24 protein-coding genes and 1 pseudogene are annotated in these 25922 nt (G+C 63.6%); 9 read left to right on the forward strand and 16 right to left on the reverse strand.

What is annotated here, in order from left to right:
• Position 1 precedes the first annotated feature (1 nt).
• The 4 genes from pstA to mshD form a co-directional block, all read right to left on the reverse strand.
• Positions 2 to 895 carry a phosphate ABC transporter permease PstA gene (gene pstA / locus BQ4436_RS03410; protein ID WP_070361950.1) on the reverse strand — a complete coding sequence of 298 codons (894 nt, stop codon included), beginning with the start codon at positions 893 to 895 and terminating at the stop codon, positions 2 to 4.
• Positions 892 to 1854: a phosphate ABC transporter permease subunit PstC gene (gene pstC, locus BQ4436_RS03415; RefSeq protein WP_070975527.1), complete on the reverse strand. Its 963-nt coding sequence runs from the start codon at positions 1852 to 1854 to the stop codon at positions 892 to 894. The genes pstA and pstC overlap by 4 nt, the downstream gene beginning before the upstream one ends.
• Positions 1855 to 1856: 2 nt before the next feature.
• Positions 1857 to 2978 carry a phosphate ABC transporter substrate-binding protein PstS gene (gene pstS / locus BQ4436_RS03420; RefSeq protein ID WP_070361948.1) on the reverse strand — a complete coding sequence of 374 codons (1122 nt, stop codon included), beginning with the start codon at positions 2976 to 2978 and terminating at the stop codon, positions 1857 to 1859.
• A 121-nt stretch (positions 2979 to 3099) separates the two neighbouring features.
• A complete protein-coding gene (gene mshD / locus BQ4436_RS03425) occupies positions 3100 to 4014 on the reverse strand; it encodes a mycothiol synthase (protein ID WP_070975528.1) in 915 nt (304 codons plus the stop codon).
• A gap of 34 nt (positions 4015 to 4048) precedes the next feature.
• On the opposite strand from mshD, the gene BQ4436_RS03430 reads away from it, so the two are divergent.
• Together BQ4436_RS03430 and BQ4436_RS03435 are read left to right on the forward strand one after the other, a co-directional pair.
• The gene (locus BQ4436_RS03430) at positions 4049 to 4786 is read left to right on the forward strand and encodes an LmeA family phospholipid-binding protein (protein ID WP_070975529.1); all 738 of its coding nucleotides are present in this window, start codon (positions 4049 to 4051) and stop codon (positions 4784 to 4786) included.
• A gap of 20 nt (positions 4787 to 4806) precedes the next feature.
• On the forward strand, positions 4807 to 5430 hold the full coding sequence (locus BQ4436_RS03435; protein ID WP_070361945.1) for a heme-binding beta-barrel domain-containing protein: 624 nt from the start codon (positions 4807 to 4809) through the stop codon (positions 5428 to 5430).
• 20 nt (positions 5431 to 5450) lie between these two features.
• Here BQ4436_RS03435 and BQ4436_RS03440 read toward each other — a convergent pair whose 3' ends face one another.
• Complete coding sequence (locus tag BQ4436_RS03440) at positions 5451 to 6374, reverse strand: aminodeoxychorismate lyase (RefSeq protein WP_070975530.1); 924 nt, start codon at positions 6372 to 6374, stop codon at positions 5451 to 5453.
• 22 nt (positions 6375 to 6396) lie between these two features.
• On the opposite strand from BQ4436_RS03440, the pseudogene BQ4436_RS12625 reads away from it, so the two are divergent.
• The 4 genes and pseudogenes from BQ4436_RS12625 (at position 6397) to BQ4436_RS03465 (ending at position 10121) form a co-directional block, all read left to right on the forward strand.
• Positions 6397 to 7624, forward strand: a pseudogene (locus BQ4436_RS12625) (folate-binding protein YgfZ).
• Positions 7625 to 7813: 189 nt separating this feature from the next.
• Entirely contained in the window at positions 7814 to 8020 is a 207-nt protein-coding gene (locus BQ4436_RS03455) for a DUF3073 domain-containing protein (RefSeq protein WP_070975532.1), read from the forward strand.
• Positions 8021 to 8187: 167 nt separating this feature from the next.
• A complete protein-coding gene (locus BQ4436_RS11915; protein ID WP_143000740.1) occupies positions 8188 to 9105 on the forward strand; it encodes a hypothetical protein in 918 nt (305 codons plus the stop codon).
• 41 nt (positions 9106 to 9146) lie between these two features.
• Positions 9147 to 10121 carry an IS3 family transposase gene (locus tag BQ4436_RS03465; protein WP_070975143.1) on the forward strand — a complete coding sequence of 325 codons (975 nt, stop codon included), beginning with the start codon at positions 9147 to 9149 and terminating at the stop codon, positions 10119 to 10121.
• Positions 10122 to 10421: 300 nt separating this feature from the next.
• Here the strand turns inward: BQ4436_RS03465 and purM are convergent, their stop codons facing one another.
• From purM to BQ4436_RS03480, 3 genes are read right to left on the reverse strand one after another with little or no spacing between them, the layout of a single operon-like run.
• Positions 10422 to 11495 (reverse strand): phosphoribosylformylglycinamidine cyclo-ligase, encoded by a 1074-nt coding sequence (gene purM, locus BQ4436_RS03470; protein ID WP_070975533.1) that lies wholly within the window; start codon positions 11493 to 11495, stop codon positions 10422 to 10424.
• A complete protein-coding gene (gene purF / locus BQ4436_RS03475) occupies positions 11492 to 12985 on the reverse strand; it encodes an amidophosphoribosyltransferase (RefSeq protein WP_252931992.1) in 1494 nt (497 codons plus the stop codon). The genes purM and purF overlap by 4 nt, the downstream gene beginning before the upstream one ends.
• A 21-nt stretch (positions 12986 to 13006) precedes the next feature.
• Positions 13007 to 13417 (reverse strand): sterol carrier family protein, encoded by a 411-nt coding sequence (locus tag BQ4436_RS03480; RefSeq protein WP_070975535.1) that lies wholly within the window; start codon positions 13415 to 13417, stop codon positions 13007 to 13009.
• A gap of 25 nt (positions 13418 to 13442) precedes the next feature.
• Between BQ4436_RS03480 and BQ4436_RS03485 the strand changes: the two genes are divergently transcribed.
• Both BQ4436_RS03485 and BQ4436_RS03490 read left to right on the forward strand, forming a co-directional pair.
• A complete protein-coding gene (locus BQ4436_RS03485; RefSeq protein WP_350338464.1) occupies positions 13443 to 14423 on the forward strand; it encodes an acyl-CoA thioesterase in 981 nt (326 codons plus the stop codon).
• An 8-nt stretch (positions 14424 to 14431) separates the two neighbouring features.
• Positions 14432 to 15025 carry a hypothetical protein gene (locus tag BQ4436_RS03490; RefSeq protein ID WP_143000794.1) on the forward strand — a complete coding sequence of 198 codons (594 nt, stop codon included), beginning with the start codon at positions 14432 to 14434 and terminating at the stop codon, positions 15023 to 15025.
• 10 nt (positions 15026 to 15035) lie between these two features.
• Here the strand turns inward: BQ4436_RS03490 and purL are convergent, their stop codons facing one another.
• The 7 genes from purL to purD all read right to left on the reverse strand — a co-directional run bounded on the left by purL (position 15036) and on the right by purD (position 24084).
• Complete coding sequence (purL, locus tag BQ4436_RS03495) at positions 15036 to 17309, reverse strand: phosphoribosylformylglycinamidine synthase subunit PurL (RefSeq protein WP_070975538.1); 2274 nt, start codon at positions 17307 to 17309, stop codon at positions 15036 to 15038.
• Between the two features lie 7 nt (positions 17310 to 17316).
• Positions 17317 to 17988, reverse strand: coding sequence for a phosphoribosylformylglycinamidine synthase subunit PurQ (purQ, locus tag BQ4436_RS03500; protein ID WP_070478088.1), 672 nt, complete (start codon positions 17986 to 17988; stop codon positions 17317 to 17319).
• Positions 17985 to 18215 (reverse strand): phosphoribosylformylglycinamidine synthase subunit PurS, encoded by a 231-nt coding sequence (gene purS / locus BQ4436_RS03505; protein WP_070361934.1) that lies wholly within the window; start codon positions 18213 to 18215, stop codon positions 17985 to 17987. The genes purQ and purS overlap by 4 nt, the downstream gene beginning before the upstream one ends.
• Before the next feature lie 87 nt (positions 18216 to 18302).
• Positions 18303 to 20423, reverse strand: coding sequence for a S9 family peptidase (locus BQ4436_RS03510; protein WP_070975539.1), 2121 nt, complete (start codon positions 20421 to 20423; stop codon positions 18303 to 18305).
• A 30-nt stretch (positions 20424 to 20453) separates the two neighbouring features.
• The gene (locus BQ4436_RS03515; RefSeq protein ID WP_070975665.1) at positions 20454 to 21350 is read right to left on the reverse strand and encodes a phosphoribosylaminoimidazolesuccinocarboxamide synthase; all 897 of its coding nucleotides are present in this window, start codon (positions 21348 to 21350) and stop codon (positions 20454 to 20456) included.
• An 11-nt stretch (positions 21351 to 21361) separates the two neighbouring features.
• Complete coding sequence (purB, locus tag BQ4436_RS03520) at positions 21362 to 22810, reverse strand: adenylosuccinate lyase (RefSeq protein ID WP_070975666.1); 1449 nt, start codon at positions 22808 to 22810, stop codon at positions 21362 to 21364.
• Between the two features lie 26 nt (positions 22811 to 22836).
• The gene (purD, locus tag BQ4436_RS03525) at positions 22837 to 24084 is read right to left on the reverse strand and encodes a phosphoribosylamine--glycine ligase (protein ID WP_070975667.1); all 1248 of its coding nucleotides are present in this window, start codon (positions 24082 to 24084) and stop codon (positions 22837 to 22839) included.
• A gap of 30 nt (positions 24085 to 24114) precedes the next feature.
• Between purD and BQ4436_RS03530 the strand changes: the two genes are divergently transcribed.
• Positions 24115 to 24519, forward strand: a complete 405-nt coding sequence (locus BQ4436_RS03530) for an HIT family protein (RefSeq protein WP_070361932.1) — start codon at positions 24115 to 24117, stop codon at positions 24517 to 24519.
• On the opposite strand, the gene BQ4436_RS03535 is transcribed toward BQ4436_RS03530, so the two are convergent.
• Positions 24516 to 25910 carry a sensor histidine kinase gene (locus tag BQ4436_RS03535; RefSeq protein WP_070478094.1) on the reverse strand — a complete coding sequence of 465 codons (1395 nt, stop codon included), beginning with the start codon at positions 25908 to 25910 and terminating at the stop codon, positions 24516 to 24518. The genes BQ4436_RS03530 and BQ4436_RS03535 overlap by 4 nt on opposite strands.
• Between the last annotated feature and the right edge of the window lie 12 nt (positions 25911 to 25922).

Raw genomic sequence — 25922 nt, forward strand, 5'->3', positions numbered from 1 at the left:
CTTATTTCTTCACTGAAAACTTCGCGGCAATCAACCGCGCGAGGGCGTTGAGCACAACAACAATGATGAGCAGTGTGAGGGCCGAGCCCCACAGCCTGTCGGCGGCCGCACCCGTGCCGCCTGCCTTCCACATGTCCAGCATGAACAGCGGCAGCGAGGACTGCGGCTGACCAAACATGCCGGCCCAGTTCACGATCGGCGTGGACCCAACCAGGATCAGCACCGGCGCGGACTCGCCCATCACGCGGGCAATCGCCAGCATGATGCCGGTGGTGATGCCGGAGAAGGCCGTCGGCACCACAACGCGCACGATGGTCTTCCACTTCGGCACGCCCAGGGCGTAGGACGCCTCACGCAGATCCATCGGCACCACGCGCAGCATCTCCTCCGTATTGCGCACCACCACGGGCAGCATCAGCAGGATCAACGACAGCGCGACCGCGAAACCCGAGCGGGCCTGCCCCAGCACCGTGATCCACAGCGCGTAGATGAACAGCGCGGCAACAATCGACGGCACACCTGACAGGATGTCCACCATGAACGTGGTCAGCTTGCCCAGCTTCCCGCCCTTGTCATACTCCACCAGGTAGATCGCTGTGGCCACGCCAATCGGGATCGCAATTATCGACGCCACCAACGTCTGCGCCAGCGTTCCTACAATCGCGTGCAGCGCACCGCCGCCCTCCTTGGTGGCGCGGATACCGACCATGTCGGTGGTCCACCAGGACACGTCGCTGATGGCGTCCCACCCGCGGCCGACCACCGTGACCAGCAGCCACAGCAGCGGCAGCATCGCCAGCACCATCGTGGCAGCCACGAGCGTGCCCATCACAGCGCTTTTGATCGTGCGCGACTTCGCCACGGGGGTAAATGGCGACATAGGCTTTGTTGTCATTTACTTCTCCTCACAATCGCGCGCGCTGCAGCGTTGACCGCAAACGTAATCACAAACAGGACCAAGCCCGCCGCAATGTAGGCGCCAGCGCTAATCGGGTTATTGAACTCCGCGGACGCATTCGCGATCGCGGTTGCGAAGGTGGTGCCGCCGTCGAAGAGCGAGCCGCGGAACAGCGGTGCCGGGGAGACCACCATGTACAGCGCCATCGTCTCGCCCAGCGCGCGGCCAAGACCCAGCATGGAGCCAGCCACGAAGCCGGATTTACCGAACGGCAACACCGTCATCCGCACCACGTCCCAGCGCGTCGCGCCCAAGGCCATCGCAGACTCGATGAGACCGCGCGGCGTCTGCGTGAAGATCTCGCGAGCGGTGGCCGCGATGATCGGCAAGATCATAATGGCCAGCACAATGCCACCGGTCAGGATGTTGCGGCCCGTCGCGAACGACGGCGAGTTTTGGTAGTGCGCGAAGAGGAAGAAGTCGCCTCCCCAGGAATGCACCCACTCGTAGAACTTGCCGAGCGCGGGTCCCAGCACTTTCGCGCCCCAGATGCCGTAGACAATCGACGGCACCGCGGCCAGCAGGTCCACCAGCACCGCGAGCGGGCGCACCATGCGCTTCGGCGCGAAGCTCGAAAGGAACAGCGCCACGCCCAGAGCGACCGGCATCGCGATCAGCAACGCGATGAGCGAAATCATCACCGTGGAGAAGAACAAGTTCGGGATACCGAAACGCATTGCGTCCAGGTTCGCCGTCTCCCACGGGCCCGAATACGTCAGGAACCCGAGGAAGCCGCCCTCGTTCCGCAGCAGGGGCGGCAACGCCTCCAGCAGGAGGAATGCGCCAATCGCAGAAATGATGAGCGTGATTAAAACCGAAGAGGACGTCGATACGCCCTCGAAGACGCGATCCCCGACTCGACGTCGGGGACGCGCTTCAACTTGAGCTGTAGCCATTGTTACTGAATCGCGTTGATAGCCTCACGGAGACGCTCAGCGTGCGCGCCCGACACCGGAATGAAGCCCTCGGACTCCAGCTCGCTGTCCTGCGAATCCAGCGCCACGTTCAGGAAGTCACGCACCATGCCAGCGGTTGCGGCATCGTAGCCAGCCGAGCACACAATTTCGTAGGTGGTCAGGATCAGCGGGTAGGAATCCGCATCCTTCGACGCGAACAGTGCCTCCGAGTCCACCACCATGTTGTGGCCCTCCGTGGAGAACTTCATGTGTGCCAGCGCGTTGCCCACGGTGGTGGAGTTCAGCTCAACCGGGCCGTTGCCGAAGTCAACCTTCGCAATCTTGTCTGCGAAGCCCGCCTCAACGTAGGTGATCGCGCCTGGGGTGTTTGCCACCTGGTCAGCGACACCCGTGGAGCCGTTCGCACCGGAGCCAACCTCCGTCGGGAACGCCTTGCCCTTCGACTCCCACTTGCCATCCGACGCCGCAATCAGGAACTTCTGGAAGTTGTCCGAGGTACCCGACTCATCCGCGCGGTAAACGACGTTGATCTTCTGGTCCGGCAGCTCCACGCCCGGGTTGGACTCCGCAATCTTCGGGTCATTCCAGTTCTTGATGACGCCCTGGAAGATCTCCACGATGTTGTCGACGCTCAGCGTCAGCTCGTCGACGCCCTCCAGGTTGTATGCAACCGCGACAGGGCCAATCACGAACGGCAGGTGCCACGCCTCGTTGCCACCGCAGCGCTCCGCAGCCTTTGCGACTTCCTCTTCCTTCAGTGGCGAGTCGGAACCAGCGAAGACCACCTGGTTATCCAGGAACTGCTTCACGCCAGCGCCGGAACCAGTCGGGTTGTACGCAAGCGTTGCCCCCGGAACGTCCGCCTCGTACACCGTACGGAAGTAATCCATCGCGTTCTGCTGCGAAGACGCGCCCTCCGCCAGCAGCTGCCCAGTTTCGCCGGAAAGTTCGTACTCCCCTGCGACTGCAGCATCGGAACCGGGGGTATCCGTTGCGGAGGTGTCCGCCGCATTGTCTGCACCGTTGCCACACGCAACCAACGCGGCCGACGCTACCGCCAATGCACCGAATACTGCTGCAGAACGCTGATTTTTGAAATTCACGTGGAATACCTTTCCAAGAAATAGTGACCTTTAATGTTCGAGGAGTAACGCTAAAGCGTGATGGTGAACACTAAAGGCCCCTATTCGTGAACTTCACATGAATGTTGCGTGACGGTTGGGTTTAATCACCCGCCGCTGCCCCCGCCGCTTTATAGACGACGTGGCGCTCCGCGACCTGGAATCCAAGCTCCTCGTAGCGCTTCACGGCCGGGGCATTGTCCGCCTCAACGTAGAGGATCACGGCCGGGCTTCCCTGCTCAGCGAGGTGAACCAGCCCCAGTTCCATCAATACGCCGCCAAGGCCGTGGCCGCGGAAGGCGTCCGCCAAGCCGACAACGTAGACCTCTCCGGTGCCGTCCGGGTGGCGCTTCGTCCAGTGGAAGCCCGCAAGCTCCTCGCCGCGGTAGAGCAGCCACACCCCGGCTGGGTCGAACCACTCCGCTTCCATCGCGCGGTGCAGGCGCTCGATATCCCAGCCGCCTTGCTCCGGGTGCCAGGAAAACGCCTGGTTGTTGGCTTCCAGCCACGCCTTTTCGACGGCCCCACGGCCCCACTTTGCGCTCGCCTCGGTGAGGTTGATCGCCTCGTATCCCTCGGGCAGCTGTACAGGTTCAGCGCGCACCTCGTCCAGACGCATCACGAGCAGCTCGCGCACCGGGCGCAGCCCGAGCAGCAGTGCGACCTCGTGGGCGTCGGGCAGGTTGCCGTGGGCCCACAGGCCCGCGGCGGGGTTGTGGGCGAAGGCGGCGTCGACAAGGCTGCGGCCCATCCCCTGACCACGCGACTGCGGATCCACCGCGAGCTCCGCCGAACCGTCCGGGGCGAACCCCACGACTCCTACAACGTCGTCGCCCTGTCTGACTACCAGGTGGTTGTGGCCCAGGCGGGCGTCGTGAAGCCCGTTAAGGAACTGCTCGGAAAAGGCGGCGATGCCGTCGTAGTCCGCGACGCGCTGCAGCATCGCCTCGACCTGTTTGGCCGTCTCCGGCTGTTCCGGCAGCGTGAGCGGTTGGGGGTGAAAGCGAGTGTTCGTCATGCCCCAAGGCTAGCGTGTGTGTACAACTAGAGACGTGAAGAAACGGTCGATCGCCCTCGGGCTCGTTGCGGTGCTGTGCGTCAGTGGCGCCGCCGACACCCTGTTTGCCTCCGGCGTGGAGCGCACGCTCTCGAGGCAGGCCGCGCAGCTCAACGGGCTCGAAGTCGCCCCCGAGGCCTACATCTCCGGGTTCCCGGTGGCGCTGGCTGCTGTGACCGGAGCTGTGTCAAGGGTGAGCCTGCACTCCGTAGACGTGCCGGTGGCGGGCGTCGGCGTGGGCAACGCCGGGGTGGAGCTGATCAACCTGGAACTGCCCGCAAACGCCGGACAACGCCTGCGCCGCGCGGACCTCACTGGCGCGCAAGCCGACGTCGTGCGCCGCACAGTACGCCTCGACGGCGTCGCGTTCGGCCAGCTCCTCGGCATGACCGACCTCGACATCGCGCACCCCTACGACATCTCACCCTCCGGCGGCACCGCAAGCGAAGCTCGCATGACCGGCACCGTCCCCGGCACGGACATTCCCACCACAGTCGTGGTCACCCTGCGCCTCGACGGCCCCACCTTCCGCATGCGGCCCAGCCAGCTTATCGACGTCCCCTCCGACCTCACCGACCGCGTCATCGACGCGTACACCCTGGACAGGGACACCCGCGACCTGCCGCTAGGCGGCCAGGCCGACAACGTGCAACTTTCCGGCGGCTCCATCGAATTTTCCCGCGACCGCATCAACACCGTCGTGGAAGCTGCCGACCTCGCGCCGCTGGTGTAGGACGTTGTAGCCTGGTACGCATGAGTGAAAAACTAAACGGAAACGAAGCAGTCAACCTCGCCGCGGAACAGTCGAAGGCGACTGCGCACCGCAATATCCCAGCGCTTGGGTTTGATGAAATGCCGCTGCCAGCGGACACGGCCAACCTTCGCGAGGGCCCTAGCCTCCACGACGGCCTCTTAGCACTTCTGCCGCTGGTCGGCGTGTGGCACGGCGAGGGCCAGGCCAACGATAACGGCGACGAGTACGCCTTTGGCCAGCAGCTGGTCATCTCCCACGACGGCGAGAATTACCTCCGCTTCGAATCCCGCATCTGGCGCCTGGACGAGGACGGCAAGCCCACCGGCGCGGACCAGCGCGAGGTCGGCTTCTGGCGCATTTCCCTGAAGGACGAAATCGAGGTCACCCTCACCAACTCCCGCGGGCTCACCGAGATCATGTACGGCACGCTGCTCAACGAGCGCGCATGGCAGCTGACCAGCGCGTCGACCATCGTGACGGAAACGGGCCCCGAGAACCACGGCCCCGGCAAGCGCGTCTACGGCCTGATGCCAAACAACAACCTCGGTTGGGTTGACGAGCGCGCCGTCGACGGCGAGATGGTCCCCTACATGTCCGCCGAACTCAAGCGCGTGGCCGGCTAAGCACTAAGGTTTACAGGCTTTTACAGGCCCAGACTCGCGTCGAGCGCCTGCTGCACTAGCTCCTGGATCTCCCGAGCGTTCTCGGGGGCCGGGAGCTTTTTGCCGTTCAGGCGCTTCACCCTCGTCGCCATCCTCGTGGAGCTCACCAGCCACAGCGACTCAGCCTTGAACAGTTCATTTAGGTAGATGTCTTTCTGCTTGCACTTCCAGCCGCGCTCGGATGCGTACTCGAACAGCGCGGCCTGCGTCGTGCCCGGCAGGATGCCCGGCCCCGGCTTCGGCGTGCGGATCCGCCCGCCCTTCTTCACCACGATCACCGTCGAGTTTGCGCCCTCCAGCACGCGCTCGGTGGTGGGGTCGATGTAGATGACGTCGTCGTGCCCGTGGCTCTTCGCCCAGCGCAGCGCAGCCATGTTCGCCGCATAGTTCAAGGTCTTCGCGCCTACCTGCATCCACGGCACTGCGTGTTCACCGGTGTCCAGGGAGTAGCCACGCGAGGTCGTCATCACCGACACCCCGCTCTTGCGCTGCTTCAGGGCAGTCTCGTCGATGGGGCGCACCGTCAGCCACGCTGTGGGCACCCCGGTGGTTTCGCGGCCGCGCGTCATCGTCCACACGCAGCGCGCGTCCACTTCCTCCGGCTCGCTGCCACGCTCGCGCACGTAGTCGGCCACCGCCTCATTCGTCGCCTTCACCCAGTGGTCCACCCCCGGGTCCGGCAGGTCGAGTGTGCGGGCGCTTCGCCGGAAACGCTCAATGTGGGCCTCAAGGTTGGCGGGCACCCCCTTCCGGATCAGGATGGTTTCGAAGATGCCGTCGCCACGCGTGACGGCGGCGTCGTCCCAAAACACGTGCGGCATGCTGGCGTTTTGGCGTCGAATAGAACCGCCGAACGGTTCCACAAGATAGATCACTGGAGCTGGTAACAAGTGCGACGAACCCATGCGTTCATAGTATCCCGCTACGATGGTGGATGTGTTGAACTCTTCTCCACTTTTGCAACGCCCTGGCGCCGCAGAGTTTGCGGGCACGACGCCGCTCGACGCGAAGGGGGTCGCCTGGCACTACGGGGAGCCGCTCGGCGAACAACGCGCCATGGACACCCAGCCCGTCATCATCGACCGCTCGCAGCGCCGCGTCGTCACGGTCGCGGGGCCCGACGCACCAGAGTTCTTAAACAATCTCCTCTCACAAAAGCTTGACGACGCCCCCTCCGGCTTCGCAGCCTCCGCCCTCGACCTCGACGCGCAGGGCAGGATCCTCCACCACGCCGACGTCTTCTACGACGGCGCCACGTTCTACCTCGACCTGCCAGCCGCGCAATACGAAACCTTCACCGCGTTCCTGCGCAAAATGGTGTTCTGGTCCGACGTCACCATCACCGACACCGACCTGGCGATCCTCACGCTCATCGGCCCAGCCGACGCCACGGAAGCCCTCGCGTCGATGGACGGCACGGCGTTTTCCCGGCGGGTGTCCCCGTGGACCGCGCACGCGCGCTTCGACATCGCGGTCGAACGCGACCGGCTCGAAGAGGTCGTCGATGCGCTGGTGGAACGCGGCGGCGTGCTCGGCGGGCTCATGGCGTTCACCGCCGTTCACCTCTCGATGTGGTTAAAAGAAACGGGACCCCCCCATCCGCCCGGGTAAAGACGGTTATCTTCTGGGCCCGGCGCTCCCCCCCCCGGGTGGGCTCCGCACTCTTCTGGGGCTCATGGCGTTCACCGCCGAGCGCGTGCGGGCCGGCGAGCCCGAACTCGGCGCCGACTGCGACGAAAAAACCATCCCGCACGAAGCCCCGCGCCTGATCAACCGCGGCGACCGCATCGCCGCAGTCCACCTGGAGAAGGGCTGCTACCGCGGACAAGAGACCGTCGCGCGCGTGGAAAACATTGGCCGCTCCCCCCGCCTGATGGTCATGCTGCAGCTCGACGGCTCCGCACCCACCGAGCCAGAGATCGGTGCAACCATCCGGGCGGGCGGGCGCGCGGTTGGCACACTCGGCACCGTCGTCCACGACGCCGACTACGGCCCCATCGCACTGGCCCGCCTGAAACGGTCCGCACTCAACGCCGGCACTGACGTCGACCTTGACATCGACGGCGTCGCCGCCCGCATCGACCCCGATTCCCTCCCCACCGACGAGGGCGAGAAAGCCGGACGCAAGGCGCAACAACGGCTGCGCGGCAACTAGGTCTCAAATTGGGGCCCGGTGCGGGCTCTTGCCGGGGCCCGCTGGGCAAACACACAGGTCACCCCGTGGAGGGGAATTTTTGGAACGTTCGCGCTATTATGTCCTACAGGACAATTAACGAATCGAAAAGCATGAGGCCGCTCCCTGCCCGGGAGCCGCCCAGAAGAACCACCTCAAGGGGGTCACGCAATGGGTCGCGGACGCGCCAAAGCAAAGCAGACCAAGGTTGCTCGCCAACTGAAGTACAACTCTCCTGAAATGGACCTCGAGTCGCTGCAACGCGAGCTCGCAGGCAAAGCTCCGAAGAAGAGCTGGGAAGAGGACGACGACTACGAGGTAGATGAACAGTACGCCGATTACGCCGACTGGGATGCGTACGGCACCTCAGGCCGCTAAACGTCCAACGCTTACAAAGAACACCTGCTGCCCATCCGGGCCGCGGGTGTTCTTTTGGTGCCTTTAACACTCGTTCAGGGGCTGCTGGCACCAAGGAGACACCAAATTCCTTGGTTTCCCTTAGTGTCAGGATGGTTGTGAACGTCAATCCATAGGAGGTTTTGTTCATGACCGACCCACAGTTGCCTGAGTTGGTGCCGTCAGCGTTGACGTCACCACCGACCGTTGCAACCCCGGTAAGGACCCACGGGGGCAAGACTAAAACATCACGCGAGGAAGTCAAAGAGATCCTAGCAATGCCACCGCGTGTGCTGGCAGCGGGGCAAGTACTCGATGAAGACACGTTGGCCTCACTTCAAGCAGTAGCAGTCGTGTTCTCCCCGTACCGCACTACTGGCTCTGGCAGGTGGTTTCATCCAGCACAGCAGCGACAAATGATCACGATTTATAACCGGTTGCCGTACGGCACGAAAGGCCCATGGTGCACCCGACAGGCAATCCAGTCTTGCGATATCAAGCGCTGGGCCCGCGCATTACAGTTATCAAAGTCCACCACTGATGGTTTAGATGGTATTCAACGAGCCAAACGCAGCGTTGATGAAGCATATCGGGGAAGGTATTCACCTGACTACATCCGTGAGATGGTCATTGAATATCAGCTGGTGCCGTATGGCCAGAAAGAAGCGTGGTTGATTGAACATGGACTTGCTGACCACACCGTGCGACGCTGGACAGCAATGGTTGCCGATGGTGATCTCACCACGCGTACTACACCAAGGAGGATTGGAACGTTGACGATGGATGAGTGCGTTGAAATCCAGCAGTTACGCAAGGAAGTCTCCGCGTTGATGCAGCAAAAGCGCAAGCTCGAACTCGATGCGAAGCGTCGGGAGGAAGCTATGCAGCGTGCCCTGGATAAGGCAACAGAAAGAGCAGAGCGGGCTGAATTAGCCACTGATGTGTTGGGAAAAGCTTTAGCGACCATGCCAGGGCAACATGGCGTGGACTCAAACGTGGCGGAAGAGTCCTCACTCAAGACCAACAACGCCTCTACGACCAAGGACAACACGCAGAAGAAACACTGATTGACCAGTTAGTTGACTGTGGCTATTCGAAAACTCACGCAATGCGCATCATCGGAGTCTCACGCAGCCGCGTGTTCTATCAAACGAAGCCACGCCCACGTGTTGCCGATCCAATTGCCTACGACAAACGACGGATCAACCGACTGTCCGATACCACTGTCGAGCGCATCTTGGAATTGTTAGACGCCAATCCACATTCCGGGGTGGACCAGGTATTTTACGCCGCGTTAAACAACGGGATTTACCTGGCAAGCCTGCGCAGTTTCTACCGAGTTGCCAAAAAACATGGACGATTGCTCTACCAACGACACAACACCAAAGCCAAGCAAGCTCAACGCAAACGAAACGCCTCCCCGCCACATGTACGCGCCACAGCACCTGGCCAGGTACTGTGCTGGGACATTACCTTCTTGCCTGGACAATACGTCGGACAAAACTTTGCATGCCACACGGTCATTGACCTGTACTCCCGCGCAATCGTTGGCTGCGTCGTAGCAGAACGCGAAAACAGCCACGTAGCAGCAGCAATGTTTGACGACATCCTGACTCGTTTTCCCCACGTGAAAACCGTGCACTCTGATAACGGCAGTGCGATGACAAGCAAACGCCTCGGCAAACTCTTCGCCAAACACGGTGTGGCCCGCTCATTTAACCGGCCTCACACCAGCAACGACAATCCGCATACCGAGTCGGTATTCCACACCATGAAAGGCAGGACCTACTACCCGAAAACGTTTGCCACACTCGGCCACGCCAAAAACTGGCTCAACGAATGGGTGCCGGTCTATAACGCCACTCCCCACAGTGGAATCAACTACTACCCACCACAAGCAATCCTCGACGGCACCTGGGACAAACTGCAACACCAACGCGAGGAGGGGATGCGAAACGCGCTACGCGAAGGCATCATCACTCAACTTCCGAACACCGCAGCTGGCACAGGCATTCCGGCAGAAGTCAGCATCATCCGCACCACTACCCAAACCGCCCCGCCCCCACAACCCATCACGATCTAACACCCAACCATGTTCACAACCACTTGACATAAAGCGTTTTAGGTAGAGGCCTGGCGTTTTCCCTAGTCGCTGGTCGGGCGGGAGAGAATTTGGTGCACGCACGGGAGCACGAGTGCCAAAGGACGCAATTCCAAAACAGGCCACTTACATATCCACAGGTCACAAAAGGGCTAGATAAAACTGGGTGCGTCCTTTGGCACTGAGGCCACTAAGGCGACACCACATTCCTGCACAGCCAATCAGCGACCTGGGCTTTTGTGAAGCCCGGTGATTGAAATTGCGGAATGTGGTGCGTGATTCCTAAGAATGCTGGCCCCGAAGCACCGCGCGGGCATCCTCGTCGGCATCTGCAGCGCGGACCTCGCCGAGGACCCAGCTGTCGATGCCGCGGTCCTTCAGCAGCGCCAACGCCTGGTCACGCGCTTCTGGTGCCACGACGGCCACCATGCCGATGCCCATGTTGAAGGTCTTCTCCATCTCCTCGACGGGGACGTCGCCGACGGACTGGATGGTCTGGAAGATCGGACCGGGGGTCCAGGTGGAACGGTCCATGTCTGCGACCAGGCCTTCAGGGATGATGCGCTCCATGTTGCCGGCCAGGCCGCCGCCGGTGACGTGGCAGAACGTGCGCACGTCGCACTCCTTGGCAAGCGCCAGGCAGTCGAGGGCGTAGATCTTGGTTGGTTCCAAAAGCTCCTCGCCGAGGGTGCGGCCGAGGGCGTCGACGTGGCCGTCGAGAGGCAGGCCGGCGCGCTCGAGCAGCACGTAGCGTGCGAGTGAGTAGCCATTGGAGTGTAGGCCGGAGGACGCCATCGCGATGATGGTGTCGCCCTCGCGGACCTTGTCCGGGCCGAGGAGCTCGGAAGCTTCGACGACGCCGATGGCGGTGGCGGAGACGTCGTAGTCGTTGACGTCCATGACGCCTGGGTGCTCCGCGGTCTCGCCACCGAGCAGGGCGCAGCCTGCCTGGACGCAGCCCTCGGCGATGCCGGAAACGATGTCAGCGACCTTCTCGGGGACGACCTTGCCGATCGCGATGTAGTCCTGCAAGAAAAGTGGCTCCGCGCCGCAGACGACGAGGTCGTCGACGCACATGGCGACCAGGTCGATGCCGATGGTGTCGTGCTTGTCCATCGCCTGAGCGACGGCCAGCTTGGTACCGACGCCGTCGGATCCGGCCGCGAGCAGCGGCTCCTTGTACTTGCCCAAGGCGAACAGGCCGGCGAAGCCGCCGATGCCGCCCTGGACCTCTGGGCGGGAGGCGCGCTTGGCAAGGGGCGCGAGCAACTCTACGGCCTTGTCGCCGGCTTCGATGGAGACACCTGCGGCCTCGTAGGACACGCCCGAGTCAGCTGGGGTGTTGTGGTGGGTCATGATGCGTTTTCACCTTTCTGAAGACGACGAACAAGATCTGCGTTGTGGTTGCCCTCCGGGAGGCCGAGTGGGTACTCGCCGGTAAAGCAGGCCGCGCAGAGGTTGGAGGCTGGCTGGTTGGTGGAGGCGATCATGTCCTCGGTGGTGACGAACGCCAGGGAGTCCGCACCCACCATGGTCCTGATGGACTCGGCAACAACTTCTTCGTTGCCGCCGCGCCCGTGGTTGGCGATGAGCTCGCCGGGGCTGGCGAAGTCGATGCCGTAGAAGCACGGCCACTTCACCGGTGGCGAAGCGATGCGCACGTGCACTTCGGCGGCGCCGGCCTCGCGCAGCATACGGATCAGTTTGCGCTGGGTGTTGCCGCGCACGATGGAGTCATCCACGACGACGAGCTTCTTACCCTCGATGACTTCGCGCACCGGGTTGAGCTTCAGTCGCAGGCCCAACTGGCGCAGCGTGTCCGAGGGCTGGATGAAGGTGCGGCCCACGTAGGCGTTCTTCATCATGCCCTGCTTAAACGGGATGCCGGATTCCTCGGCGTAGCCGATGGCGGCCGGGGTGCCGGACTCTGGGACCGGCATGACCAGGTCGGCGTCGACGGGTGCGACGCGGGCCAGGCGGCGTCCGATGTCGATGCGGGCGCTGTTGACGGATTGGCCGTCGACAACTGAGTCGGGCCGGGCGACGTAGACGTACTCGAAAACGCAGTGCGCGTGTGGTGCGTCGGCGAAGCGCTCGGAGTGGACGCCGGTCTCGTCGATGGCGATGAGCTCGCCCGGTTCGATGTCGCGGACGAAGGAGGCGCCCACGATGTCCAGCGCACACGTTTCGGATGCGACGACCCAGCCGCGTTCCAGGCGGCCGAGGCACAGTGGGCGCACGCCGTGTGGGTCGCGGGCCGCGTAGAGGGTCTTACCGTCGGTCACCATGAAGCAGAACGCTCCCTTGACGCGCGGCAGGAGTTGGCGCGCGGATTCCAGGAGGGTGACGTCGTCGCGGATGGCGTCGGCGAGGAGGGCAGAGACGACCGCCGTGTCGGAGGAGGAGCCCTGGCCCTCTACCCCGTCGGCGGGGATAAGCTTGCGCTCCACGGCCTCGCGCTGCAGCTCGACGTAGTTGGTCAGGTTGCCGTTGTGTGCCAGCGCGACGTCGGTGCCGTTGGGGCTGACGCGATACATTGGCTGCACGTTGTCCCACGAGTTGTTGCCCGCCGTGGAGTACCGGGTGTGGCCGATGGCGACGTCGCCTTGCAGCGCGCCGAGCGTCGGCTCGTCAAAGATTTGGCTGACCAGCCCGATGTCCTTGAACACCACCACTTGGTCATGGTCGCCCACAGCGATACCTGCGCCTTCTTGGCCGCGGTGCTGGAGGGCAAATAGTCCGAAATATGTCAGTTTTGATACGTCTTCACCGGGCGCCCAAACGCCGAACACACCGCATTCTTCGCGCGGCGTGTCATCCCCGATGTATTCCTCTTCGGTTCGCACGTGCTCTACTCTAACGAACACCTAGGGGTGAAGGGGTAGAACGGGCAGCCCTTTTTGGACTTCGTGGGCTCGGGAGCCGGAGGCGTCGATACGCCCGGCGCGAACTTCTTCCTCGAAAGTGGCACAACCTGTGGCGATTCGCAGCCAGGTGGTCGGGTCCATTTCCACGACGTTGGGCGGGGTGCCGCGGGTGTGGCGGGGGCCTTCGACGCACTGCACCGCAACAAACGGGGGTACTCGCAGCTCTACTGTGTGCCCGGGCATCTCGTGGGCGAGGGTGCGGGCGGTGCGTCGCACGGCGTCGGCAAGCAAAGCCCTGCCGGGCTTGTCGACGCCCTCTTCGTCCAACAGCCAGTCCTTGATTGCCAAGAAGGCCGCTCGAGTCGCTGCCGGGTCAACCTCTGTCTTCTTCGGTGCCTTCCTCTGTGCCATGGATTTCATATTATGCTGTGGTGCCATGAAGTCTCCTTCCATCACGCTGCGTTTCATGGCGGCTCCTACAGATGTTCTCCACGCGGGCGCCCAGGGCGTCTCCGGTGGCCGTGTGTTGCAGTGGATCGACAAGGCGGCATACGCGTGTGCCGCGCAGTGGTCTTCGACCTACTGCGTGACTGCCTACGTCGGCCACATCCACTTCACCCGACCGATTCCGTCGGGTCACATTGTGGAGGTCCGTTCCCGGATCGCGATGACTGGCCGCACCTCCATGCACATCGTCAACGAGGTGCTCTCGGCAGACCCACGAGAAGGTGTTTTCACCCGCGCGTGCGACTGCCTGGTGATTTTCGTGGCAAAGGATGCAGCTGGGCGCCCAACCCCGGTGCCGACATTTACGCCTGAGACCGATGAGGAGCGCCGCGTGGAAGCCGCCGCGATCTCCCGCATCGACCTGCGCAAGGCCATCGAGGCGTCCATGCTGGAGCAGACCTACACGGACGACTCCACCGCACCACGCACCATCCACCGCTTCCTGGCGAAGCCGACCGACATCAACTGGGGCGGCGATGTGCACGGCGGCACCGCCATGGAGTGGATCGATGAGGCCGGTATGGCCTGCACGATGGAGTGGTCCGGGGAACGCACCGCAGCGGTGTACGCGGGCGGCATCCGCTTCTATAAGCCGATCCACATCGGCGACCTCATCGAGGTGGAAGCACGCCTGACCAGGACAGACTCCCGCTCGATGCATACCTCCATCTTTGTTCGATCGGGGGACCCGCGCGGCGGACGCGAGTCGCTCCAGAACGCGATTCACGCCACGGTGACCTACATCGGTATCGACATCGACGGCAACCCGCTGGCCGCGCGCAAGTTCACCCCAGTCACGGACGAGGACAAGCGCCTCTGGGAGCACACGCAGACGCTCAAGGACCTGCGGGCGCAGTATGAGCCGGAGCCGCTGGTGCGCCCAGACGATGCGCAGCAGCGCGTCGACTAGTGGCGGCTATGTCAGTGCTGAAGCGAACCGCTGCGCTGCTGGCCGCGAGCGCCTGTGTGGCCGGTTCACTGGTTGGCTGCGCGGCGCCCCAGCCGAAGACGGCGACCGCGCTGCAGTTCCGCCAGTCCGCCGCCGTCACGCTCCTCGGCGATAGCGGCGGGGCGTACCACTTCCGGGCACGCGTAGAGAACCCCCGCGTCATCTCAGGACAGGAGGCACGCAGGCGTGTCGGCAACTACACCAACGCCGACACCGCGCTCGCCGACGTGACCCAGCTGCGCTGCTTCGACATCAGCTACATCTACACCGGCAACACCGCAGGCGACAGCCCCGACGAGGCCGTGCTCAGCCCCGACATCACCATCGTCGGCGAAGGCAACGTGGCGGCGAACCGCGTGCGCAACTTTGCCACCCAGCTCTGCGACACCGTAGATCTCCCGGTCCTGCCACGGGACCCGCAGGCGCTCGTTCCCAATCAGACCTACAACCAGACCTTCGTCAGCTTCTCCATCGACGACGCAGGCCAGCCCGGCGTTGAGGCAACAGGCCTGCGCATGGAAACGCCGCCAGGCACCGTAATGACCTGGCGGCATAACCTCTAAATCGCGCTAACTACAGCGCGGCGTTCGGGGCCGTCGCGTTGCCGAACAGTGCCGGCAACGTATTCGCCCACGCGTCGGCCAGCGCGGCCACGGCGACGGAGTGCTCACCGAAGGTGATCTGGCCGTCGTCGGTGGTGGTGCCCAACACGTGCGCTGGGACGCCGGTTGCGTTGGCGCGCTCGATGGTGGCGTCGACAAGCGATGGATCCACCGCGACGAGCACGCGGGAGGCGGACTCGGAGAACAGCGCGGTGAACGCGTCCTCGTGGACCGCCGAAAGGTCCAGCTTGGCGCCCTTGCCGGAGCCCAGCAGCATCTCGAAGACAGCCTGGGACAGGCCACCTTCTGAGAGGTCGTGCGCGGCAAGGATGTCCTTGTTCGCGTGCAGCAGCTCGCCGAGGCGCTCCTCGTTGGCAAGGTCTACCTGTGGCGGCAGGCCGCTCAGGCCCTGGCCGGAGATGTCCTGCCACACCGAGCCGCCGAACTCCGCCTTCGTGTCACCCAGCACGAGCAAGGCCTGCTTGCCCTCGCCCTTCGGCAGGCGGTGCGGGATGGCGGCGTTGACGTCCTCGATCACGCCGAGCACGCCCACGACTGGGGTCGGCAGGATTGGGGTCTCGCCGGTCTGGTTGTAAAAGGACACGTTGCCGCCGGAGACCGGAATCTCCAGCTCAGCCGCACCGTCGGCGAGGCCGTGGACAGCTTCGCGGAACTGCCACATCACGTCGGGGTTCTCAGGGGAACCGAAGTTGAGGCAGTTCGTCACCGCGACCGGCTTCGCGCCGGTGACCACAACATTGCGGTAGGCCTCCGCAAGCGCGAGGCGCACACCCATGTTCGGGTCCAGGTAGGCGTAGCGGCCGGACGCGTCAGCGGAAATCGCCACGCCGCGCGAGGTCTCCTCGTTGATGCGCAGCACGCCCGCATCCGAGTACTGGGCCTGCACGGTGTTGCCACGCACGTAGCGGTCGTACTGCTGCGTAATGAAGTCGCGGGAGCACAGCGCCGGGGAGGCAACCATCTTGAGCCAGGTAGCCTCCAGGTCCTCCGAAGTATCGACGTCCGCCTTCGCCTGCACGCCATCAAGCCATTCGGGGCGCGCGTACGGGCGGTCGTAGACCGGGCCTTCGTCGATCGATGACGGTGGCGCGTCCAGTACCAGCTCGCCCTTGTGGTAGACGAGGTAGCGGTCCTTCTCATCGGTGACCTCACCAATCACGGCCGCACCGACCTCCCACTTCGCGCAGATCTCCATGAAGCGATCCACGTTCTCAGGTGTGACCACGGCGCACATGCGCTCCTGGGACTCGGACGCCAGGATCTCGGCGGCGCTCATATTCGCCGCGCGCAGTGGCACGTTGTCCAGGTTGACGGTCATGCCGCCGTCGCCCGCCGCAGCCAGCTCGGAGGTAGCACACGCCAAGCCGCCGCCACCGAGGTCCTGAATACCGACGACAACGCCGGCCTTGTACAGCTCCAGGCAGCACTCGATGAGGACCTTTTCCGCGAACGGGTCGCCAACCTGGACGGCTGGGAGCTTGCGCTCCTCGCCTTCCTCGAAGGTCGCAGAGCCCAGCACCGACACGCCGCCGATGCCGTCAAGGCCCGTGCGGGAGCCGAAGAGGACCACCTTGTTGCCCGTGCCGGAGGCGAACGCCAGCTTCAGGTCCTCGACCTTGAGCGTGCCCACGCACAGCGCGTTGACCAGCGGGTTACCCGCATATGCTTCGTCGAAGACGGTCTCGCCGCCAATGTTCGGCAGGCCCAGCGAGTTGCCGTAGCCGCCAACGCCGTGCACCACGCCAGGCAGGACTCGCTTGGTGTCCGGCGCGTCAGCAGGGCCGAAGCGCAGCTGGTCCATCACCGCGATTGGGCGCGCGCCCATCGCCATGATGTCGCGCACAATGCCACCCACACCCGTCGCGGCACCCTGGTAGGGCTCCACGAAGGACGGGTGGTTGTGGCTCTCCACGCGGAAGGTCACCGCGTCGCCGTCACCGATGTCGACGACGCCCGCGTTCTCGCCAATACCGGCCAGAATTTTCGACGCCATCTCCTCCGTCATCGTCTCCCCGAAGTAGCGCAGGTGCACCTTGGAGGACTTGTAGGAGCAGTGCTCGGACCACATGACGGAGTACACCGTCAGCTCCGCATCCGTCGGGCGGCGGCCCAGGATGCGCTTGATCTTTTCGTACTCGTCGGTCTTCAGGCCGAGTTCCGCGTAGGGCTGCTCCAGTTCAGGAGTCTGCGCGGCGTGCTCCACCGTGTCATTATGTACAGTCATTGTTTCCCTACGCTCCGATCGAAGAAATAGCGGACAAGAACAACCCGAGCCCGTCCGTCGACGGCCCCGTAAGCGCCTCAATCGCGTGCTCCGGGTGCGGCATCAACCCCACGATGCGGCCGTTTTCGCTCGTCACACCAGCAATCGCGTTGATAGAGCCGTTGAAGTTATCCGTGTAGCGGAACACCACGCGGCCTTCCTTCTCCAGCTGCTCGATGGTCTCGGCGGACGCCTGGAAGCGGCCCTCGCCGTGCTTCGCCGGCACGAGGATCTTGTCCCCCTCGTTGAAGCGGTTCGTCCACGCGGTCTCCGCGTTGGCCACCTCAAGGTAGGTGTCCACGCAGTGGAAGTTCAGGTGCTGATTGCGGGTCAGCGCGCCCGGCAGCAGTCCAGCCTCGGTGAGGATCTGGAAACCGTTGCAGATGCCCAGCACCGGCATGCCCTTCTTCGCAGCCTCCACCACAGCGCCCATCATTGGGGCTTGCGCGGCGATGGCTCCGGAACGCAAATAGTCCCCGTAGGAAAACCCACCGGGGACCACGACGGCGTCAACACCCGTCAAATCTTCATCAGCGTGCCACAGCGACTTCGGCTGTGCGCCAGCCAGGCGAACTGCACGCAACGCATCGACGTCGTCGAGCGTGCCTGGGAACGTGATTACACCGATGGTTGCCGTCATCGAACAACCTCGAAGTCTTCAATCACCATATTTGCCAGGAGGGTTTCGGCGACGCGCTTGAGCTCATCGTCGGACACGGTGTCGTCGACTTCGATTTCAAAGCGCTTGCCCTGACGCACGTCCTCGACACCGTTCACCCCGATTCTGCCCAGCGCGCGCAGGACAGCTTGGCCCTGCGGATCCAAAATTTCAGCCTTAGGCATGACATTTACCACGACTTTTGCCATGAGAATCCTTCGTGTCTCGGAGGTCATTACGACGAAGACAGTATAACGAACGGATCCCTCCCGCGGGAGTCCTTTATTTTGCGGCTGCTAGACGGTGCACGCCCCCGAGTGTACGAGCGTCCAGGCGTACTCGAACGCGGTCTGCTTCCACTTCTCGTAGCGGCCGGACACACCGCCGTGACCGGCAGACATCTCCGTCTTAAGCAGAATCTCCCCGCCCGTAGCTATCTCACGCAGCTTCGCCACCCACTTCGCGGGCTCCACGTACAGCACGCGCGTATCGTTCAGGCTGGTCACTGCAAGGATGTCCGGGTAGCGCTGGGCTGTGATGTTCTCGTACGGGGCGTAGGAGGCCATGTAGTCGTACACCTCCGGGTCGTGGTACGGGTCGCCCCATTCCTCCCACTCCACCACGGTCAGTGGCAGCTCCGGCATGAGGATTGAGGTCAGCGGGTCCACGAACGGGACGATCGCCTGGATGCCCGCGAACTTCTCCGGGGCCATGTTCGCAATCGCGCCCATCAGCATCCCGCCCGCCGATCCGCCCTCGGCCACAAGCGTGTCGTAGGAGCTCACGCTCGCGCGCACCAGCTCGTCGGCGCACGCGATGAAGTCGGTGAACGTGTTCTTCTTCGTCAGCATCTTGCCGTTGTCGTACCAGCCGCGGCCCATCTCGCCGCCGCCGCGCACGTGCGCGCACGCCCAAACCATCCCGCGGTCCAGCAACGACAGCCGCGCCACGGAAAAGCCTGGGTCCACGGAGGACTCGTAGGAGCCGTAGGCGTAGAGCAGCGTCGGGTGCGGATGGGTCATGTCCAGGTCCGCGCGGTGCACCACGGAGATCGGCACCTGGGTTCCGTCGTCGGCCGTAGCCCACATGCGGCTGGCAACGTAATCGGCGGCGTCGTAACCCCCAAGCACCTCCTGCTGCTTCAGCAACGTCAGGCCGCGGGTGGCCACCTGGTAGTCGAACAGCTGGGCCGGCTGCGTAAACGAGGTGTAGGTCAGCCGCACCACCGGCGCGTCCCACTCAGGGTTTCCGCCCAAGCCCACGGTGTAGAGCTCCTCGTCGAACTCGAGCTCGCGCAGCGCGCCGAAGCTGCCGCCCTCCACAGGCGCTACCGCAAGCCTGCTAATGCCGCCGGAGCGGTAGGCACAAAACAGGAAGTCCCGGTACGTATCGACGCCCTCTACGCGCACGTCCGCGCTGTGCTCCACGAACGTCTCCAGCTCAGTCAGCGGCACCCGCGCATCCACCGGGCAGGTCCCCACTGCAAAGTTGGGGCCGGTGGCGTTGTGCGTGACCACCCAGTACCCGCGCCCGGCGAGCTCCGCGTAATCCAGGTCGTACTCCACGCCTTCCTCGCGCGGCCACAGCACCTCGAACTCGGCGGTCGGCGTCTCCAGGGGTACCGCGCGCCACTCGCTGGTCAGCTTCGAGCTGGCCACGATGTACAGGAACTGCTCGGCGCGGTCCCCGCCCACGCCGAGGTTGAAGCGCTCGTCGTCCTCCTGGTAGACCAGCACGTCCTCCGACGCCGCCGTGCCCACCTCGTGGCGCCACACCTGGTGCGGGCGCCACGCGTCATCAACGCGCAGGTAAAACAGGTACTGCTCCCCCGCCCACGTCGCGCCGTAAAAGGCGCCTTCGATGGTATCCGGCAGCAGCTCGCCGGTCTCCAGGTCCTTGATGCGCAGGTCGAAGCGTTCGTCGCCGGAGGTGTCCGTCGAAAAGGCGAGCAAGCGCCCCGACGTAGATACCGCTGACGCGCCGAGCGAGAAGAACTCATGGCCTTCGGCCATCTCGTTGAGGTCAAGCAGCACCTGCTCCCCCGGCAGCGGCGAGCCGTCCTCCGGCAGCGTCGGCGGCGTCCACGGGTCGTCGCCGACCCGCACGCGGCAGGACACGCCGTAGCTCTTACCCTCGATGGTGCGGCCGTAGTACCACCAGTCTCCGTTGCGCTGCGGCACGGACATATCAGTCTCCTTGATGCGAGACTTCATCTCCTGGTAAACCTGCTCCGCGAGCGGGGCAAATGGGGCAGTCACCTCCGCGGTATACGCGTTCTCCGCCTCCAAATAGGCAATGGTCTCCGGGGACTGCTTGTCCCGGAGCCACTCATAATTATCGACGAACTCGCGTCCATGAAACACGCGAGTCGTAGGGTGTTTTGCTGCCACTGGCGGTTGCGCGCTGAAATTCGTCATAGGCGACGAGTCTACGCGCAACCTCACGCCTTAGGCACGCGCCCCCGGCCAGTCCCCAAACTTCTCGCCGCTGAGGCGCTCGTACGCCTCGATGTAGCGGTCGCGGGTCGCCTCCACCACGGAACCAGGCAGCTCCGGTGGCTGCGTGTTCTCCGCAGGGTCCCAGCCGGACTTCGGGCCGGTGAGCCAGTTGCGCACGTACTGCTTATCGAAGCTCGGCTGCACCTTGCCTTCCTCGTACGTATCGGCTGGCCAGTAGCGGGACGAATCAGGCGTGAGTACCTCGTCCGCAAGGACCAGGTTGCCTTCCTCGTCGACGCCGAACTCCAGCTTCGTGTCCGCCAGGATGATGCCCTTGGTCTCCGCGTACTCCGCAGCCTTGGTGTACACCTCCAAGGTGAGGTCGCGCAGCTGGGCGGCGAGCTTCGCGCCCACCTTCTCCTCCACGTACTCGAACGTGACATTCTCATCGTGGTCACCCTGCGCAGCCTTCGTCGCAGGAGTGAAAATCGGCTCCGGTAACTTCGAGGCCTCAACCAGGCCCTCGGGCAGCTTCACACCACACACCATGCCGGTGCGGTCGTACTCCTTCTTGCCTGAACCAGTCAGGTAACCGCGAGCGACGCACTCGAACGGAATCATCTTCAGCTTCTTCACCACGTACGAGCGGCCGAGGACTTCCTCCGGAATCCGGGGATCATCAATCGGGCCCGCCAGGTGATTGCGCACACCCGAAAGCAGGTCGAAGAAGAACATGGACGTGGCAGTCAGAATCCGGCCCTTATCCGGGATCGCCGGCTCCAGCGAGAAGTCGAACGCCGAAATGCGGTCGGACGCCACCATCAATAACGTTTCGTCATCCACCTCGTAAATCTCGCGGACTTTGCCGCCAGCCAGGTGGGTATAGTCAGAAAGCTCTGGACGCATGGACATAAAGGTTACAGAATCTCCCCTGGTTTGTACGCAGCGGCGTCCGGGTGGGCGTCGATAAGCTGTTGGATACGAGCGCACACGTTGCTGACTTGCGACTCCGCCGAGCCAATGAACGCGTGGCGGTCAGCCAACGCATCCTGCAGCTGCTCTTTGTCGAGCGGGAGGCGCTCATCAGCGGCGAGGCGCTCAATGAGGTTTTGTTCAGCGCCATTTTCGCGCATATCAAGCGCCATCGCAACCGCGTGCTCCTTGATAATCTCGTGCGCCGTCTCACGGCCCACACCCGCGCGTACCGCCGCCATCAAAATCCTCGTCGTGGCCAAGAACGGCAGGTAACGGTCCAGCTCACGGTTGAGCATCGCCGGGAACGCACCGAACTCATCCAGCACAGTGAGAAATGTCTCAAACTGGCCGTCGATAGCGAAGAAGGCGTCCGGAAGTGCCACGCGGCGCACCACCGAGCAGAACACATCGCCCTCGTTCCACTGCTGCCCAGCAAGGTCAGCGACCATGGTGAGGTAGCCGCGCAGGATCACCTGGAAGCCACCGACGCGCTCGCAGGAACGCGCGTTCATCTTGTGCGGCATCGCCGAAGAACCAACCTGGCCCTCCTTGAAGCCCTCCGTGACCGTCTCGTTGCCGGCCATCAGGCGGATCGTGGTCGCGAGCGACGACGGACCCGCTCCCAGCTGCACGATCGCCGAGATAGCGTCGAAGTCCAGGGAGCGCGGGTAGACCTGGCCGACCGAGTCAAAGGTGCGCTCAAATCCCAGGTGGCGCGCCACCGACTGCTCCAGCTGGCGCAGCTTCGCCTCGTCACCACCCATCAGGTCGAGCATGTCCTGTGCGGTGCCCATCGGGCCCTTGATGCCGCGCAGCGGATATGCCGCCAGCAGCGTCTCGATGCGCTCAACCGCTACCAGCATCTCATCCGCCGCCGATGCGAAACGCTTGCCCAGCGTCGTGGCCTGCGCCGCAACGTTGTGCGAACGCCCCGCCATCACCAGGGTGGAGTACTGATCCGCCCGGTTCCCGATCGCCTTGAGTACCGCAACCGACTTGTCGCGAATCAGCTCCAGCGAGCGATAAATCTGCAGCTGTTCGACATTCTCGGTCAGGTCACGGCTGGTCATCCCCTTATGGATGTGCTCGTACCCGGCCAGCGCGTTGAACTCCTCAATGCGCGCCTTCACGTCATGTCGCGTGACCTTCTCACGCTCAGCAATCGAAGCCAGGTCCACCTTGTCGACGACCGCCTCGTACGCAGCGATCGCCTCCTCGGGAATCTCGACTCCCAGCTCACGCTGCGCCTTCATCACGGCGATCCAGAGCTGACGCTCCAGAATGATCTTGTGTTCTGCGCTCCACAGCGTCGCCATTTCCGGCGACGCGTAGCGGTTCGACAGGACGTTGCTATTGTTCGGTTTCAACAGTTTCTCAGCCACGACGCTGATTATCGCACAACGTCCCGACACGCGCGCTAGATACGGATTTCTCCCTCAATCGCGCGCCGCCCAATGTCCTTGCGGTAGAAGGAACCCTCGAGCGAAATCTGCCCAATCGCCTGGTAGGCAGCGTCCACCGCGTCCTGCAGCGTTACGCCCTTACCCAGCACGTTGAGCACGCGCCCACCAGCAGAGACGTACTCCCCATCCTTGGTCGCGGTACCTGCGTGCAACACCACGTCGGGGTTGTCCAGGTCGGCGCCATTAATGGCGTCCCCGGTCTTCGGGTGCTCCGGGTAATCCTTCGCCGCCAGCACCACCGTCGCCGCGTAGCCGTCCTCCCAGTCCAGCGCCGGCAGCGTGTCGAGGCTGCCCGTTGCTACGGCGTAGAGGACGTCGACAAGTGGGGTGCGCAGCAGGCTGAGCACCGGCTGGGTCTCCGGGTCGCCGAAGCGAGCATTGAACTCCACCACCGACGGGCCCTCTGGCCCCCACGCGGCGCCGACGTACAGCAGGCCCTGGTACGGGATGCCGCGGGCGACCATCTCGCGCGCCACCGGCCGCGCAATCTCGTCCACGATGCGGTCCACGCCGCCCTCCGGCAGCCACGGAAGCGGCGTGTACGCGCCCATCCCACCAGTGTTCGGGCCCTCGTCATTGTCGTAGGCGCGCTTGTGGTCCTGCGCTGGCAGCAGCGGCACCACGGTCTCGCCGTCAACGAGGCAGAACAGTGACACCTCCGGGCCCTCCAGGAAGGACTCGAACAGCACGGGGTTGCCGGCCTCAATCACCGCGCGAGCGTGCGCGCGGGCCTCGGCAGCATCGAGCGTGACGACGACCCCCTTGCCGCCAGCCAGCCCATCATCCTTGACCACGTAGTGCGGGCCAAACGCCTCGATAGCGGCGTCGATATCCTCGATGTGCTCAACGCGCTGCGCCCGAGCCGTCGCCACACCCGCGGCGGCCATGACGTCCTTCGCGAATGCCTTCGACCCCTCCAGCTGCGCCGCGGCCTTCGTCGGGCCGAACGCCGGAATGCCCGCGGCCTGCAGTGCGTCAACCGCTCCCGCAACCAACGGCACCTCAGGGCCAATCACGACAAGCTCAGCGTCAACGTCTTTCGCCAGCTCGACGACTGCCTCAGGCGAAGCGACGTCGACACTCCTCACCTCAGCAAGTGGTGCCATGCCGGCGTTTCCCGGCGCGACAGTGAGCTCGTGTCCTGCAAGACCTTTCAACAGGGCGTGTTCGCGGCCGCCCGAACCGATAACAAGGATGCGCATGCCCACTAACTTACCGGTAACCTAGGCGCTATGAGCACTGTGTTTACAAAGATTATTCAAGGTGAAATTCCAGGCCGCTTCGTGTACAAGGACGAGGACGTCGCCGCGTTCCTCACCATCGAGCCGATCGCGTACGGTCACACGCTGGTCGTTCCCGTCAAGGAGATCGATAAGTGGACCGACATCGAGCCAGCGCTGTGGGCAAAAATGAATGACGTTGCCCAGCGAGTAGGCAACGCCATCATCGAGGCATTTGGCAGCGAGCGCGCCGGCTACCTCATCGCCGGCTTCGAAGTGCCGCACGCACACATCCACGTCTTCCCCGCCAACGACATGTCCGGCTACGACCTGTCCACCGTGATGAAGATGGACGAAACCGATCCGGCGAAGATGGACGAGGCCGCGGAGAAGCTGCGCGCAGCACTCGAGGCTTAATCCTTCGGGCCCTTCTCCATCGGGAGGGAAATGGTGAACGTGGAGCCCTCACCCGGCGCGCTTTTCACGGTGATAGTGCCGTCGTGCTGCTCGATGAGGGACTTCGCGATCGCCAACCCCAACCCCGAACCACCGCCGGAGGCGCGGTTCCTGGAGTTGTCCGCGCGGTAGAACCGCTCGAAGATGTGCTCCGCGTCCTTCTCCTCCATACCGCAGCCGTCGTCAATGACTTCGATGATGATGCGGTCCAGGTTCTCCCGCAACGCCACCGTGACCGACGCATCCTTGCCCGCGTGCTTGAACGCGTTCACAATCAGGTTCAGCAACACCTGGTGCAGCCGCGAGGGGTCACCGTTGACCGTCGGCACGCAGGAGGCGTTGTTCTCAATCGTGAGTGAACGCTCCGGGAACGCCGCATGCGCAGAGCTCACCGCCGAAGTCACCATCTCCAACACATCCACCTGGCGCTTATCCAGGCGAGTGCCCTCCGCACGAGTCAACGCGAGGAGATCCTCCACCAGCAACTGCATCCTGGCGGACTCCTCCTCAATCTTGCCGATGACCATGTCCGCATCCGGCGCCATACCCTTGCGGTACAGCTCCGCATACCCGCGCACACTCGTCAGCGGAGTACGCAGCTCATGAGAAGCGTCACCCACAAAGCGACGCATCTGCTCCTCCTTCAGCTGCGCATCCTCCACGGACTCCTGCAGCTGCTGCACCATCGTGTTCATCGCGTACGACAACTTACCGACCTCAGTCTCCCTCGACCACACCGGCACCCGGCGCTTCGTATCGCCGTCGGCAATTGCAAGCGCAGTGTTCTCTACCTCACGCAACGGGGCCAACGCCTTACGAATATAGGTGCGCCCCGCGCACGCAATCCCCACCACGGCAAGGAGCCCAAATGTCGTTTCCACAATCGCAAGCCAACGCAGCACGCGCTGCTCCGCGTCAAGCTCTTTCGCAACATACTTCACAGTGCCGTCCGGCATCTCACGTGACATCGCGCGCCACTTCACGCCCGGCGCCACGCCTGTCGACGGCACCGTCACCGCCTTATCTTGCTGCTTGACCCTCGAAAGGTCCGGCGGTGTATCCACATACACCGGGCTCCACGACGTCCCGAACTGCGGATACCACGTCTCCTGATAAAAATCGCTCGGCGCACCCGACGACGGCACCCACGTCACCTGACCAACCCACGTGTCCAACCCCTCGCTGAGCTGGTCGTCGACACGCTGATACAAAATGCTGCGCATGAAGATATACACCGCAGAGAAGCTCACCACCAGCGCCAGCGTAGCAATCGCCAACACCAACGCCACCAGTTGCTTCTGCAGCGGCTTCGTCCTCGAGTACGCAAGCGCATGAAGCCGACGCCTACTCATCGGTCACCTACG

Source organism: Corynebacterium sp. MC3 (assembly GCF_900099485.1).
In the GTDB taxonomy this organism is placed as follows: Bacteria; Actinomycetota; Actinomycetes; order Mycobacteriales; family Mycobacteriaceae; genus Corynebacterium; species Corynebacterium pseudogenitalium.